This window comes from Acidimicrobiales bacterium, from assembly GCA_041394265.1.
In the GTDB taxonomy this organism is placed as follows: domain Bacteria; phylum Actinomycetota; class Acidimicrobiia; order Acidimicrobiales; family SZUA-35; genus JBBQUN01.
Map to the genome: position 1 here is coordinate 5,034,179 of JAWKIO010000005.1, position 15,329 is coordinate 5,049,507.

12 protein-coding genes are annotated in these 15,329 nt (G+C 64.9%); 4 read left to right on the forward strand and 8 right to left on the reverse strand.

Going from position 1 to position 15,329, the window contains the following annotated elements; genetic code table 11:
* Nucleotides 1-13: 13 nt before the first annotated feature.
* From R2733_24090 to R2733_24110, 5 genes are all read right to left on the reverse strand, one after another.
* Complete coding sequence (locus tag R2733_24090) at nucleotides 14-958, reverse strand: alpha/beta hydrolase (GenBank protein MEZ5379603.1); 945 nt, start codon at nucleotides 956-958, stop codon at nucleotides 14-16.
* Between the two features lie 2 nt (nucleotides 959-960).
* Nucleotides 961-2,283, reverse strand: a complete 1,323-nt coding sequence (locus R2733_24095) for a cytochrome P450 (GenBank protein ID MEZ5379604.1) — start codon at nucleotides 2,281-2,283, stop codon at nucleotides 961-963.
* A 112-nt stretch (nucleotides 2,284-2,395) separates the two neighbouring features.
* Nucleotides 2,396-3,136, reverse strand: coding sequence for a dienelactone hydrolase family protein (locus tag R2733_24100; protein ID MEZ5379605.1), 741 nt, complete (start codon nucleotides 3,134-3,136; stop codon nucleotides 2,396-2,398).
* Nucleotides 3,133-4,515, reverse strand: a complete 1,383-nt coding sequence (locus R2733_24105; GenBank protein ID MEZ5379606.1) for an MFS transporter — start codon at nucleotides 4,513-4,515, stop codon at nucleotides 3,133-3,135. Before R2733_24105 ends, R2733_24100 begins: the two co-directional genes overlap by 4 nt.
* Before the next feature lie 458 nt (nucleotides 4,516-4,973).
* Nucleotides 4,974-6,074, reverse strand: a complete 1,101-nt coding sequence (locus R2733_24110) for an IS5 family transposase (protein MEZ5379607.1) — start codon at nucleotides 6,072-6,074, stop codon at nucleotides 4,974-4,976.
* A gap of 171 nt (nucleotides 6,075-6,245) precedes the next feature.
* On the opposite strand from R2733_24110, the gene R2733_24115 reads away from it, so the two are divergent.
* Nucleotides 6,246-7,304 (forward strand): LLM class flavin-dependent oxidoreductase, encoded by a 1,059-nt coding sequence (locus tag R2733_24115; GenBank protein MEZ5379608.1) that lies wholly within the window; start codon nucleotides 6,246-6,248, stop codon nucleotides 7,302-7,304.
* A 35-nt stretch (nucleotides 7,305-7,339) separates the two neighbouring features.
* On the opposite strand, the gene R2733_24120 is transcribed toward R2733_24115, so the two are convergent.
* The 3 genes from R2733_24120 to R2733_24130 all read right to left on the reverse strand — a co-directional run bounded on the left by R2733_24120 (nucleotide 7,340) and on the right by R2733_24130 (nucleotide 10,221).
* Complete coding sequence (locus R2733_24120) at nucleotides 7,340-7,975, reverse strand: YkgJ family cysteine cluster protein (protein MEZ5379609.1); 636 nt, start codon at nucleotides 7,973-7,975, stop codon at nucleotides 7,340-7,342.
* Between the two features lie 2 nt (nucleotides 7,976-7,977).
* Nucleotides 7,978-8,244 (reverse strand): hypothetical protein, encoded by a 267-nt coding sequence (locus tag R2733_24125; protein MEZ5379610.1) that lies wholly within the window; start codon nucleotides 8,242-8,244, stop codon nucleotides 7,978-7,980.
* 84 nt (nucleotides 8,245-8,328) lie between these two features.
* Nucleotides 8,329-10,221, reverse strand: a complete 1,893-nt coding sequence (locus tag R2733_24130; GenBank protein ID MEZ5379611.1) for a DUF4132 domain-containing protein — start codon at nucleotides 10,219-10,221, stop codon at nucleotides 8,329-8,331.
* On the opposite strand from R2733_24130, the gene R2733_24135 reads away from it, so the two are divergent.
* The 3 genes from R2733_24135 (at nucleotide 10,207) to R2733_24145 (ending at nucleotide 15,328) form a co-directional block, all read left to right on the forward strand.
* Entirely contained in the window at nucleotides 10,207-10,752 is a 546-nt protein-coding gene (locus R2733_24135) for a hypothetical protein (GenBank protein ID MEZ5379612.1), read from the forward strand. The genes R2733_24130 and R2733_24135 overlap by 15 nt on opposite strands.
* Before the next feature lie 176 nt (nucleotides 10,753-10,928).
* Nucleotides 10,929-14,258, forward strand: coding sequence for a DUF4132 domain-containing protein (locus R2733_24140; GenBank protein MEZ5379613.1), 3,330 nt, complete (start codon nucleotides 10,929-10,931; stop codon nucleotides 14,256-14,258).
* A complete protein-coding gene (locus R2733_24145; GenBank protein MEZ5379614.1) occupies nucleotides 14,258-15,328 on the forward strand; it encodes an AAA family ATPase in 1,071 nt (356 codons plus the stop codon). Before R2733_24140 ends, R2733_24145 begins: the two co-directional genes overlap by 1 nt.
* Nucleotide 15,329 lies beyond the last annotated feature (1 nt).

Below are 15,329 nucleotides of genomic sequence, written 5' to 3' on the forward strand. Positions count from 1 at the left end.
CTGGTGTCGACCGCTACCAATCGAGCTCGCGGAGGAAGGCGATGAGTGCGGTGTTGACCTCGTCGGGGCGTTCCTGCTGGACCCAGTGACCGGCGCCGTCGACGAGGACGTTGCCCCGATGGTCGTCGAGCCACGACACGTTGGCCTCGGGATCGACCATTTGCAGGACGGGATCGGCCGAACCGCCGATGAAGAGCGACGGAACGGTCACACGGGCACCCGCCAACTCGGGATGTCGCTCCCAGTTGCGATCGAAGTTGCGGTACCAGTTGATGCCGCCGGTGAAGCCGGTGCGTGAGAACTCGCCGGCGTAGTGGTCGAGCTCGTCCTGGGTCAACCAGTCGGGCAGCCCATCCGGCTCGGGGAACCGGTCGACGAAGCCGGCATCGTCACCGACCGACGGTGCAAGATCGCTCGATCCCATTCCGGCGAGCAGACGACGCATGGTGGTGGCGGCGTCGCGGCCGAGATCGGCGTCGGCGACCCCGGGCTCCTGGAAGTACAGGATGTAGAAGAAGGAGTCGCCGAACACGTGCCGCCAGATCTGGGTGGGCGGATGCTCGGAGCGAGGCGCGAATGGCACGCTCATACCAACCACGCCGGCCACTCGATCGGGCACGAGCAACGCTGACTGCCACACGACCATCGAACCCCAGTCATGCCCGACGAAGACGGCCTTCTCCTCCCCCAGCGCATCGAGGATGTTGACCAGGTCGCCGGTCAAGTGATCGATGTCGTAGGCGTCGATCGCATCGGGTCGGTCGGAGGCGCCGTAACCACGCTGGTCGGGAGCCGCGACCCGGTAGCCGGCATCGACGAGGGCCGGGATCTGATGACGCCAGGAGTAGGCGAGTTCGGGGAACCCGTGTGAGAGCAGGACGAGTGGTCCCTCTCCCGCCTCGTAGACCACGATGTTGGAGCCATCGACGCCTCGGACCGATCGTGTCGGGACGTCCATGGTCACTTGCGCTGCACCGAGACCGGCAGCTTGGCGTAGCCGTTGACGAACGACGAGAACGTGTAGGTGGGGTCGTCCTGCACCTCGATGCGCTCGAAGCGGGCGAGGATCTCCTCCCACAGCACGCGGAGCTGGAGTTCGGCCAGGCGACTCCCCATGCAGAAGTGCACGCCGTAGCCGAATGACAGGTGGCGGTCGGCGTTCGGGCGTTCGATGTCGATCACGTTCGCGTTGTCGCCGAACACGTCTTCGTCGCGGTTGGCCGACAGGTACCACATGAGGACCTGATCGTCCTTGAGGATCTGCTTGCCACCGAGTTCGGTGTCGCGGGTGGCGGTGCGGCGCATGTAGGACAGCGGGGTCTGCCAGCGAATGATCTCGGGGACCATCTTCGGGATGAGTCCGGGGTCGGCGATCAGCTTGTCGTATTGATCGCCGAAGGAGTTGAGCCCGAAGACGCTGCCCGACATAGTGTTGCGGGTGGTGTCGTTGCCGCCGACGATCAGCAACAGGAGATTGCCGAGATGATCGACCGTGGCCATGTCCTTGGTGGCCTCACCGTGCACGAGCATCGAGACCAGGTCGTTGCCGGGGTTGGCCCGCCGCTCCTCCCACAGGCCCTCGAAGTACGTCACACACTCGGCCAGTTCCTGGCGGCGTTGGGCGTGGGACTCGACGAGACCACCCGGTTCGGGGATGGCGAAGACGATGTCGGACCAGCGAGTCAGCTTGCGCCGATCCTCGAGCGGGAAGTCGAACAGGGTGGCCAGCATGAGCGTGGTGAGCTCGATCGACACGGTGTCGACCCAGTCGAAGGTCTCGCCCTCCGGCAGCGACTCGAGCACGCTGACCGTCCGCTCTCGGATCTGGGACTCCAAGAGCTTGAGGTTGCTCGGAGCGGAGACACCGCGCACGGTCTTGCGCTGCTCGGTCTGCTTCGGCGGGTCCATCGCAATGAAGGGTTTGGCAGTCGACATGCCCTCGGGCAGCGGCGAGCCGATCTTCAGACCAAGCGTGATGCCCGGGTCGGACGAGAAGGTCTGCCAGTCACCGTCGACCGCCTTCACGTCGTCGTACTTCGTGACCGACCAGTACCGACCCGCCGTCTCCAGCTCGTTGAAGTGCACCGGGTCCTCGCGACGAAGCCGGGCGAAGTAGTCGAACCAGCGGTGCTCCGCGAAGAGGTGGGCGTTGAGCACGTTGATCTCGTCGATGGCGAGCTGGTCGGCGTCGGCGACGTCACGGCCCTTCTCCGCCATCTCCTGCTCCGGGTTGCGGAACTCCTCGAGCGAGGGTGCACGTTCGGTCGTCGCTTGGTCGGTCATCAGCACTCCTTGGTCAGCGGCGTCGCCCTCCCCTGATCGGGCAACATCGGCATGGGGCGCACACTAGACGAACCACGTCGTCTGTCCGATTCGAGGCTCGGTCTGGCAGCGCTCAGCCCAGGTGGCGGCGATACAGCGAGATCAGCCGCTCCCAGTGGCGTTCGGCCGCGGGCTTGTCGTAGCACCACCGTTGCGGGAACGCGAAGCCGTGGTGCACGCCGGGATGGATCTCGAGTTCGCCCTGAACTCCCGACGCCTCGAACAGGGTGGTGAGTTCGGCCACCATGTCGGGCGGAGCGAGGTCGTCGTGTTCGGCGCAGGAGATGTAGATCTCGCCGGTGACGTCGGCGAACGTGAGGTGGGGGCTCTCCTCGGCGTCGCTCACCAGCCAGGTGCCGTAGAACGAGGCGGCCGCGACCACTCGATCGGGGAACCGGGCGGCGGCAGCCAGGGCGTAGGGTCCGCTCATGCAGTAGCCGTGGGCCCCGACGCCGCCGGGAGCGGCATCGGGGTGGGCGTCGATGAACGTGATCATGTCGGCCACGTCGTCCATGACCGGTGGGATGGTCATCTTCGTGCGAATGGCCCGCATGCGGTGGTAGTCGTCGCTCTTGCCGTCGAGCACCTCGGGACCGAAGGTGGTGTCGGCACCCGCCCGGTAGTAGAGGTTCGGCACCAAGACGAAGTAGCCGACGGTGGCCAGTCGGCGGGCCATGTCGTGCAGCTCTTCCCGGATGCCCGGTGCGTCCATCAACAGCAACACCGCCGGGAACGGACCGTGTCGCTCGGGGCGAACGACGAAGGTCGGCATCGAACCGGATCGAGTGGTGATGTCGGTCAGCTCTTCGATCATGTCGTGGTCCGCGGGTAGAAGCCGTTGATGATGAGCGACGGTAGTGCGCCGACGAGAGCGAAGACGAAGAAGAATCGATCGAAGGCCTCGAAGGCGATGGCGTCTCGCTCGCCGAGCAGGGCGACGGCCGCGGCGACGCCGAGCCCGGCCGACAGGTTGCGCACGGTGTTGAAGCCGGCATTGACTTCGCCGAACATCTCCTCGGTCTGGCCTTCCAGTGCGGCGGCGTTGAGCGACGAGAACGTGAGGCCGAAGCCCGTGCCGAACAAGATGATGCTCGGCAGGTAGGCCGTCAGGTAGCGGGGCTCGGGTCCCCAGGCGAAGGCCATGATCAGCATGGAGGCGAGGGGAAAGAACGACCCAATCCGGATCAGTGCGCCCCGGCCGAAGCGGTCGGCGAGCTGACCGCCGATCAGGCCGAACGCCGACGCGCACACCGGGGCCGGCGTGATCGCCAGGCCGGCCTGCACCAACGAGTAGTCCCAGATCTCGGTGAGAAAGAGCGGCCACACCACCCAGGTCGATGCGCCGAGCATCGAGAGGACAAAGCCGGCGGCGGTTGCCGTCCAGACCTGCCGTTTGGCGAACACTCGGAGATCGAGCAACGGCGCCGGATGGCGCAGCGAGCGCACGATGAACAGTGGCAGCAGGACAACGGCACCAATCATCGCACCGAGGATCGCCGGGTGGGTCCAGCCCCATGACGATCCCTGCACGATGACGAGCGCGATTAGTCCGATGGCGACGGTGCCCATGGGGAGGCCGATGAAGTCGAGGCGGTCGCCGGTGACCGGGGTCTGCGCACTGGGCAGCAGCGACCGTCCCCAGATGAGCACGGCGGCGGTCGCCGGGACGGCGATGAGGTAGACGTAGCGCCAGCCCACGTGTTCGACGATGGCTGCCGACAGGCTCGGAGCGATGGCTGCCCCGACCGTCCCGCTCGCGGTCCACGCCGCAACGGCCGATGCTCGTCGTCCGACCGGAAACGCAGGAAGCACCAGCGCCAGCGACGTGGGGACGGTGAGCGATCCGCCGATGCCCTGCACGACGCGGGCGGCGACGAAGACGGTTGCGTTCGGTGACGCCACACAGACCAATGACGAGAGCAGGAAGATCCAGACGCCGGCGAAGAACATCGTGCGTCGACCTCGCCGATCCGACAGTCGCCCGGCCGGCACCATGAACGTGGCGAGGGCAATGCTGTAGCCCGAGAGCGCCCACGAGAGGGTGGCTCGACTCGTCTCGGAGAACTCGGCGGTGATCGCCGGGAAGGCGATGTTCGTTCCCGTCAGCGTGATGCTGATGACCAGGAAGGTCAGTGCCGCCAAAGACAGCGCCAGCCAGCTGCGGGCCGGAACGGGCTCGAGGACGCGGCGCACGAGCGCCGACGCTACTCCACGAACTCGGCGGGGCCGAAACAGCCCGAGCACCGGCGACACGAGCATTCTCGTGGCAGGCTGTGGGTGTGGCTCGGGTCCGAATCAACACGACGGTCGATACCGATCTCCTTCATGACGCGCGCCGAGCACATCCCGACGCGAGCTTCCCTGAACTCTTCGACGCAGCCCTTCGAGCACTTGTCAGCGCACCTCACCCGAGCGCGATCGATGCTGCTTGTGCAGATGCGTACAGCTCCTACCCGTATCAAACCCAAGACGCATGGGGCGATCTCGAATCGTTCCGTGCATCTGCGGCGCGCACTTGAGCCTTCGCGCCTAGCAGGGCGCGGAAAATCGGCTTGTAGCGGCGGTTCTGGTCGGGATCGGTAGGGCTGGCTGGTTCTCGTGGCCCTGGGCTGGCCGGAGGACCGGCTCGGGTAGCTGTCGGGGCCCTGGCTTCAGGCTGGTATGGCGGTGTCGAGGGCGCAGATCCGGATCAGGTTGTAGGTCGCTGCCTCGATCTTGAGCCAGGCCCGGTTCTTGGTCTGGCCGATGTAGCGGAGCTTGCGGCCCGCCCCGACGGTCTTGATCCAACCGAAGGGTTCCTCCACGCGTTTCCGGATCCGCAGCGACGTGCGGTAGCCCTCGTGCCGGGTCGTGCGGCCATCGATCGCGGAGCGACGATTCGAGGTGTTCTGCGCGACATGCGGGGTGAACCCCAACTCCCGGACTCCGGCCACGAAGTCTTTGGTGTCATAGCTCTTGTCCGCCGCCACGGTCCGACGCCGACCCGATGCCGGCAACCGTTTGAGCATCTCGGTCGCGCAGTCCCGCTCGGCGTAACCGGTCGCTTGGGTCAGCTCGACATCGACGATCAGGCCGGACCGGTTCTCGATCAACAGATGCCCCATGTAGGACAGCTCTGCTGCGGCGTTGGAAGACTTCCGGAACAGCATCGCTTCGGGATCGGTCGTGGAGGTGTGGGTCTTGTTCGATCGCCGCTGGCCTTTGAAGTCGACCTCGGCGTTGCGGCCCTTGAACCCGTTCCCGTCGCCGTCGTCGTCGGACCTGTCGTTGGGTTTGAAGCTCTTGTTCGATGCCCACGCCTGCAACAGCGTGCCGTCCACGCTGAAGTGTTCCGAGGAGGTGTAGCGCCGCAACCTGGCCTGGGCGACGACGGCGGCGAAGAACTCGTCCGCGATCGCATGATCCAACAGGCGTTGACGGTTCTTGGTGAACGTGGTCGGATCGAACGCCCGATCATCGATCGCCATGTCCAGGAACCACTTGAACAACATGTCGTAGTTCAACCGTTCACAGAACGCCCGCTCGGAACGGATCGAGTAGAGCGCCATCAACACCGTCGCCTTCAACAGGGTCTCGGGCGGCACGCTGCGGCGGCCCGAGTCCGCGTACATGGCATCGAACCGGTCATCCATGCCAGCCAGGACTTCGTCGACCACAGCCCGGATCCGGCGGATCGGATGATCGGTCGGGATCAGGTCCTCGGTCGAGAGCGACGACAACATCGACAACTGGCGATCAGGCGTTCCACGCATACCCACCAGTATTTTCGATCCCCGCCCAGAACGCGAGCCCCAATCAGACGAACTTCAGCACCCTGCTAGCCGGTACCGTCGACCCACTCGACCACTCGGCCAGATTGCACGATCCCGGGTCGAACACCGGGTCGGCTCGCAGCAACGGTTGCCGTGCAACAGACTGGAGCGATGGATACGACAGCCGACGCTCCCGATCGTACGATCTCGTCACCACCGCTTCGCATCGGGCTGATGTACGACTGTCGGCTCGATCCGCGATCCGACATGACGATGAGCGACGTCTACGCCGCCACCATCGAACAGGCGGTGATGGCCGATCAGTTCGGCCTCAGCCATGTCTGGTTCACCGAGCATCACTTCTGTGAGGACGGCTACCTGCCGGCGTTTCAGCCCCTGGCCGGCGCGATTGCAGCCCGGACCGAACGCGTGCGCATCTCGACCGACATTGCGCTGCTCCCGCTCTACCATCCGATCCGCCTGGCCGAGGAGCTCGCCGTGCTCGACCTGATCTCGAACGGACGGATGGAGTTCGGCATCGGGATGGGTTACGTGCCCCGGGAGTTCGAGGCGTTCGGCGTACCGCTGAAGAACCGGGTGTCGATGACCGAGGAGGCGATCCAGATTCTCCGGCTCGCCTGGTCCGATGGACCGTTCAGTTTCCACGGCAAGCGCTACCGACTCGACGACGTCGACGTACACCCGAAGCCGGTGCAGCCCGGCGGTCCGCCACTGTGGATTGCGGCGATGTCCGAAGCCGGGGCCAAGCGGGCGGCACGCTTCGGGACCAACCTGCTCCCCCAGGGCCGGCGATCCGAGGTGCTCGACCCGTGGCGCGAAGCCGTCGCCGATGCCGGCCGCTCCCCTGCGCAACACCGGGTGGGGTTGATCCGCTCGATCTACGTCACCGACGACAAGGAACGGGACTGGCCGATCCTGCGTCGGGCCGAGCAGCACCGGATGAGTGTCTATGACACGTTCATGGCCGACACGCCCGACGACTACGGCTGGCGAGGCGGCGACACCATCCCGCAGACGGTCATCATCGGCACACCCGACGAATGCGTCGCCCAGCTCCAGGGCTTCATCGACGAGTTCGGCATCACCGACATCGCATCGTCGGGACTGCCACCCGGTGTCGACCCCGACTTGATGGGGCCGATGGTCGAGCGGCTGGCTCGAGAGGTCGTGCCACGCCTCACCGGTCCGGGCGCCGTTCCGGCCGATTGACCTCGTCTCCCGGAACGCTGACCGCGTCCGGTTGGTCAGGTTGGTCGGCCCATCAGCGTCCGCAGCAGGTCGGGTGTCGGGCGTGGCTCCAACACCGGTGCCTCGGGAACGGGCCGAGCGATGGCCGGGGCGAGGAGGTATTCGACCGGTTCACCGAGCTCGGCGGACACGGCAGCGAACGCGCCGAGGACGTCGTGGGTCGCGCTGATCCGCACGATCTGACCGTCGGCTCGGGTCGCACAGTGCGCTGGATCCGATGTCACCACGTACTCTCGGCAGGCCAGCGGTCGTGCCGGGTGGATGCTGCACGACTCGTCAACGAGGAACGGGCAAGCGATTCCCAGGGCGAAGTAGGCCCGCTCGTTCTCGATGCCGATGGCTTCGGCATTGGCGGCGTCGAGTCGAGTCTTGGTCGCAGCGATGCGTCGCTCGTGGGCCATCCGCTCGTCGTCGGGCAACCCATCGAGCCAGGCGCGCACCGCACGCAGCTCAGCGGCGGTCACCGGCACGGCTTGGCGGCAGCATGCGCCGCAGCCCGGTCCGCACGAGATCGGGAACTCGGGGCGAGCGGCGATGCCCCGAACGTCACTGTCGACGAGCACACGAGCTGCATCCAACAACTCGTCGACCGAGGTGACCTCCAGCGGCGCCGAGATCGCAGTCGTGGGCACGCTCAGATGCCCTTCTTCTTGCCCTTCGAGTCGTTCTCCGTGTAGCCCGCAACCTTGACGTTCTCCATCGTGATCGTCAGGTAGTCCAGACCGGTGCGGGGCTTGAGATTCATGAAGTCCATGGCGAAGCCACTCACCTCGTCATCGGAGACCTCGGCCTGCACCTGCTGGAGCAGCGAGGCCAGCGTGTCGCTCATGGCATAGTCGGCGCCGATCTCGATCGAGATGCGGATCTGGTCGGAGGCAATCGTTGCGTTGTTGTCAGTCATGCCACACGAGACGGACAGAAATGCCGGCGGTTACGCGAGGCATTGCATCCGACCGAGCGACAATGCGCAGCTGTGTCCACTGTCTCAACGCTTGCCGAGTGCGCCGCTGACCTCCCATTCGGGATCGAAGCCGGTCCCGGCGGCGGCGATCGAGGCCACATCGTTGTAGATCTCGGCTACGAGCACCGGTGGGAGCGAAGCGATCGGCGCAGCGTTGCCTGCTACTGGTCGTTGGCCGACGCGGATGAAGTACAGCAACCTCAGTGCGGTCGTCCAGTCCTCGGCGTAGGCGGGCATCCCAGCGATATCGAGAATCGCCTCGAAGTCGGATCCAGGAAACTGCCTGACGATCGAGTCGATCACACCTCCCCCGGCTGATCCACCGGCGCCCCAGCCGAGTTTGGTCATCATCCGCTTGAGTTTGAATGTTCCGATCAGATGACCGTTGAAGTCGTCGATCACGTCGCCGAGCTGCTCGGGCACGGGCGGCCGTCCGAACTGCGTGATCAGCGGCGACACCTCGTAGTCGCGCAGGTGGGCCAACCATCGTTGACCGTCACCGGGCGAGACCGTGAGATCGTGTGCAACGCGAATCACCGCATCGTCGCAAAGACCAACGGTTTGGTCCTCCACGTCGAGCAGGGTGGCATCAGTCAGCGGCCGAAAGGTCAAGGTCTCCGTCTCGGTCTCAGCGGTCCACACCAATCGGGAGGCAACTCGACGCATCACGGGGTGGCCAAGGATGTCTCGCCGGAAGTCCTCGAGCGTCCAGGCCCGCTGCATGCACATCGCCCTCGCCAGCCGACTCGGCTGGGACGACGCCGCCTGCTTGATCTCCTTCCTTGCGGTTGCCAGGTCAGCCTTGGCCCGACGCACCACTTCGTCATCCTCGTCGACGCGAGGCTCGGGCAGCGCCTTGATCGACGATCCGGTCTGGTCGTTGACAAGCACGACCTTCAGGTCGTCAGTCAGTTGAGCGGTGAACGTGCGCTGGCCATAGCTCAGCACCAGTCGACCATCGTGATCGAACCCACTCGTGGGAATGGTCCGATCTCCCAGTTCGTCGAGGGTCCATTGCTTGCGCTCCGCGAGAAGCTCGGTCTGAAGCGCTGCTTCTGCCTGGATCGTCTTGGTTCGAAAGCGGGTGCTGATCGACAACACCGCTTGCGCTGCAAGCGGGTGGTCGATCCAGGCCAGCATCTGGATCAGCGACTTGCATTGACTGGTGCGGTTGCCTCGCCACATGTCGATGTAGGCGACGCTCGGGGCAACGATCGGTGCTCCGCCGCCCGCGGCGACAACGGCGAGGAGGCCCTTCGACGGCAGGGCCGATCCGAGCGTGCCCTCGGCCATGGCCAGGAAGCGGGCTGACGTCGCTTCGCTCGCGGTTCGAGCGGGAGGAATGCCCGCAAGATCCTGTGTGATCCAGCGGTCGAGTAGCCACTGCGCGAGTTCCTCCACATCGCTCTCGACCATCCGTGCGAAGTGGCGGCGGAGCAACGGCGATGGCTCGGCTGTCTTCGACTTCACAGCGCTCACGATGAACCACTGGATGATGACCGGATCGACCGGGGAGCCGTCAGCCCACCGCAGCTCGGGGAGCCGCGCGAGGTCGAGCCAATCGATGGCCGGGGGCAGGCCCTTCTTCATCGCCTTTGTGGCGTCAGCGAGCAAACGCTGAGGATTCAAGTATTCCTCGAGCGAGCCACCGAGAGATTCGATGGCGGCCATCTGCGCCTGCTTGACGAGGTCGAGCTTCTCCCTGGCAATTGCGACGCGAAGCGCAGGCTCAACCGAAGCGTCACGCAACGAGCGCATCCACTCCGCAGCGGCCTGACGCGCTGCGGCAGCACCAGCGGTGAGATACGGCACGAGGTCGCTGGCGATGTCGGACCCGAGCAGACCGCGGGCCACCGCCCGGTCGATAATGGTGCCGGTGAGGCCGCACTCGATCAGATCGTCGTGCCGGAAATGCACGTACGCTCGAACGTCGGCCTCGCTCCACAGGGAAGCGGATTCGTCGGCGAGAACCCCCAGCACGACGGGCAGCTCGGCACTTGGTCTCCCATCGGCGTCGGCGACAGCTGCCAACTCCATCGGCGTCGGCTGTCCGAAGGCTTCGATCAATGCGGCCCGAGCATGCACCGATCGACGCGAACTTCCTTCGAAGCCCAGGTTGATGATGCGAGCCAAGTGAACCACCTGCAGCTCATCGGCGATACCGGGATCACGTCGTTGCGCGTACAGGAGGAGACGGTCCAGATCATGGCCGGAACTCGATTCACCGCTCATCGCCGAAATGAGCGCCTCGATATCCCAGTCACCGTGCGCTGGCCTCACCGCATGAAGGCGCGAGCGCAGACGGGCACCGACGGGAGGGTCAATCGCGACGTGAAGAACCCGGAGGGCCTCGGTGCGATCGGCGGCTTCGCTGTTGCTCATCTACAGGAAACTCCAATGGAGATGGTGGTCGAGACATTGTCCTCCACCTACGGGGAATCATCGTGAGCAATCATGGCCATGCTCATCGTCGATCGACCCAAGCCGATAGCAGATGAGGCAGCAGATCAGGGGAGCGGCGCATGCGAAGATGGATGAAGCGACATCGTGGGCCTCGGAGACTCGGCGACGACATTCTGGATCTGAGAGAGTTTGACGGCTCGTGGGAGCAGCTGCTCGCCACGGTGCTGCAACCAAGCTCGCAGCTCGCCGAGGTCATCGCCTACGTCAAGGACGGGACCAGGCCCAAACCCACCTCTCACCCACTTGCGAGCGCGAACTACCACATCTCGGTGGCCCTCGGCGCAGGGCATCGGGCGTTGATCGGTGCGCCACGAGTCTCATTGGCGGTCGCAGCTGCGCTGACGCCGGCCGAGCGCCAACGTTTCGGCGATCTCGTCGTCGGCGTCTGGGAATTCGAGAACATCGTGACAAGGCTGGTTGGCCGCGACGCAACGGTGACGCTGCACGACCTCGATGCGGTAGGCCCGGCGCTGGGGTGGCCAGCCGAGGTATTGGTCAACTCCATCGTCTCGCCAGCGATCCGCTGGGGGAACGTCATCCAATCGCTCGCTGGTCGGGAAGGCCTCGCCGATCGGCTGATCGCCGACATCGAGCGGCTCCGGAGCGCTCTGACGCCGGCGTCATCCGATCACGAGCAGCACTGGGTGCGACTCCAGTCGACGGATCCCGAGGTGTTGGTGCTGCTGGCAGACCAGCTTTGCGACGCAGCGACGGCCAATTCGAAGAATCTCCGATCAGCCACTGCACCCATGCTGGCCCGGTTGCCGATCGAAGTGACAGCCGAAGCCTTGCGCAGGCTTGCCGAATCCGCGCCATCTGCTCAGAGGGCCAGAGCAATCGATCTCGCTATCGGTCTATCGGCCGATCACGACACGACTCAGGTGCGGATGTGGCTCGACGACCTTGCTGCGGACAACCGGTCTACCAAGGTGGCCGAGGCGATCGAACGAGCTCGTGCGTCCCTCGAGTTCGATGAAACCAGCGACCCTGAGATGCCGTTGCTACCGCGTGTCGAGCTCCCACACCTCGACCTGCTTGGTCTGACCCCGGTTGGTCGACTCGATCTTGCCACCGAACTCACCGCGGCGATGAACGGGGAGTCTGCCGAGCGATTCACCACCTCACGGTTCCTTCTGGCGACTGCACTTGCGAATGAGCCGCGTGCCCTCCGGAAGGTGACGTCATCACATGTGGCACGCGTACTGATCTCTGGAGGCAGCTACAGCTTCAACCTCGACTGGTCGGACCTTGCTCGGCTTCTCACACATGTCGAGCGACCGGTCCCCCTCCTTCTCGCTGCCGTCGCCGAGGTCGATCGCTGCGATTCGAACACCGTCATCGGCGTCGTCGCCCACCTCGCTCATGGGGATCCCGAGCTCTGGTCGACGCAGGAGCTGACCGACTTCGTCCGCTACTACAGCGACGAGCTCATTGCCATCATCGTGACCAGACCGAGCTGGGGATTCGAGCGCGCGAGGGTCTTCGAGCTGATCGGTCGGGCTGCAGCTCTGACGCATGCGCTCGACTCGTCGCTCGTTCGGGCTGCCGTCGCTGGCTATGTCGCCGATCGAACGGCCCTCTACAAGCTCGTCGGACCGGACCGGACCCGTGATGTCCTCCCCTTCCTGACCAGCCGAACGACGAGCGAGCGCCTCGGCGCCGCCGAGTGGCTCAAAGCCCACCCGACGAACGAGGCCATCGAGGGCCTCCGCACCGCAGCTCGGGTCGAGTCAGACGATCGGGCGAAGACGACGATGCTCTCGGCACTCGAGATACTCGATCAGCCACTCGATGAGTTCGTCGGCCCTGACACGTTGTTGGCCGACGCCACCAGGGCGTTGGCCAAGTCATCGACCGTACCCAAGGCCCTCAGGTGGCTCTCGCTCGAGTCCCTGCCCGCACTCACCTGGACCGACGGCCGACCCGTCGAGCCAGCGATCGTGCAGTGGTTCCTCACCTCGGCGGTCAAGAACAAGTCGGCTGAACCCTCGCCAATCCTCCGGCGTCACTTCGCCAACATGGACCGCGCACAAGTGGAACGATTCGGCGCGACACTTCTCGACCTTTGGCTCAACGAAGATCAACGACCGGTGACGGAGCACGAAGCACGGGCAGAGGCTCGCAAGTCGGCAGCGCACCACTTCCGCTGGCAACAGAGCACGCCGAGCGGTGCGACGAAGACGCTGCAACAGATCGAGGATGAACTCACTGCGCACTATCGGCAGACCATGACCACGTCGGCGACGGCGAGCAAGGGACTTCTGGCCGTAGTAGCCGCCTCGGCAAGCGCCGATGTGACCGAGAGGACGATGGCCTACATTCGCAGGCACCGCGGTCACCGCATGAGTCAGGGCAAGTCGCTGCTGCAGATGCTGGCATGGATTGATCAACCGGCCACCGTGCAAGCGGTCATGTCGGTCGCAACTCGCTTTCGGCCGAAGGGCATGCAGAACGAAGCACTACTGCAGGCGGAACTCCTCGCAGAGCGACACGGATGGACCCTCGACGATCTTGCCGACCGCAGCGTGCCCGCTGGGGGCTTCGAGTCCGATGGTCGGCAAACGATCAGCTACGACGCCCGCACCTTCACCGCACACCTCGGCGACGACTTGTCGGTCACACTCGTCAATGACGAGACCGGCAAGACCCTCAAGAGTCTGCCCCCGGGTCGCTCCGGCGAAGATGCCGAGAACATCAAGCAAGCAAAGGCCGACCTCGCAGCAGCCAAGAAGGACCTGAAAGCCGTCCTGGCCCTTCAGCCTGACCGGCTCCATCTCGCCATGTCGGTGCAGCGGCGCTGGTCGAGCGACGACTTCGAGCGCTACTTCGTCCGGCACCCCGTGATGGTGCGCCTCGCCACGCGTCTGATCTGGGTTGCGACGACCCCCGACGACGTGATCGGCTTCCGGCCGCTCACCGACGGCTCGCTCATCACCATCGACGACGGCGACCTCGCTCTCGATCCGGCCTGGGAGATCACCATCGCCCACGAACGGCTCCTTCCCGGGGATCTCTCAAGCCGCTGGCGGCAGCACATCGCCGACTACGAGGTCACTCCCCTGTTCGCCCAGTTCGGGCGTCCTCAACTCGACCTCCTCCCCGAACAGCTGGCGATCACCGATCTCGTCGGATTCATGCACAACGACGGGTCACTTCGTGGCCAGATGAACCGCCACGGCTGGCAGATGGGGACGCCGCACGACGGGGGCATGGTGTACGAGATCGTCAAGGTCATCCCAAGCGAATCGATGACCGCTGTGGTCGAGGTCCTCGGCGGCGTTCCCGCGGGGGCATACGACGTCGGATCGTGGGAATGCGCCATCGGCGAGTTCTACGTCGTGCCTGCCAAGGAGTCGTACATTCATCGCCAGTCGGCCATGAAACTGACCGAGATACCGCCGATTCTGCTGACCGAGTTGTTCGCGGAAGTGCTGGCGATCGCAAACGGCGGCAGCGGCTTCGACCCGGACCATGCCAAGAAGGTGCACTGATGAGCGACCTGCAACTCCCCGCCGAACTCCGGCTCGGCGACGAACTCGAACGGCTCCGGCTCAACGACCGCGGACCTCGTCCGGACGGCTGGGCGCTGAGTCCACGGGCCGCGAGGCGCTTCATTCTCGGCGACCCCGAACTCGACATCGCCAGAAAGTTCTACGGCGACGACCCGCTGGTCGATCGCTGTCTCGTGACACTCATGGGCAATCGTGGGCTCCTGCTCGTCGGTGAACCGGGAACGGCGAAGTCGATGCTGTCTGAGCTCCTCGCCGCAGCGATCAGCGGCGACTCCACGCTGACTGCGCAGGGAACGGCGGGTTCCACCGAGGACCAGGTCCTGCACAGCTGGAACTATGCGATGCTCATCGCCAACGGGCCCTCCGAAGATGCGCTCGTTCCCGGACCCGTGCTCAAGGGGATGCGTGACGGCAAGATCGTACGCATCGAGGAAATCACGAGGATGCAGGCCGAGGTCCAAGACGCGCTCATCGCCGTGTTGTCCGACAAGTACCTCACCATTGCCCAGTTGGGAGCCTCCGGGTTCGTGGGAGCACGACGGGGATTCAACGTCATCGCAACGGCCAACCTACGTGACCGGGGTGTCCACGAAATGTCGTCGGCACTCAAGCGACGCTTCAACTTCGAGACCGTACGACCCATCGCCGACCCTGTCCTCGAACATCGGTTGATCGTCAGCCAGACCCAACAGCTCCTGGCCGAACGCGGCCTCGACGTGGAAACCCCGGACGACGTGGTCGACATGCTGGTCACGGTTTTCAACGAGCTTCGTCACGGATCGACCCGCGAAGGCGTCGTTCTGGAACGACCGACTGCCGTCATGTCCACCGCCGAGGCCGTCGCCATCAATTACGCCGCCTGCCTCGAGGCAGTGTTCCTCGACGATGGCGTGCCCACAGGCCGCCAGATCGGCCGCCAACTGATCGGAACGGTCCTCAAGGACAACCCCGATGACGAAGCCAAACTCCGGCACTATCTCGACGTGGTGGTGAAGAAGCGGTCAGGCCCATGGCGCGACCTGTGGGATGTCCGTTCCGAGCTCGCCTGAT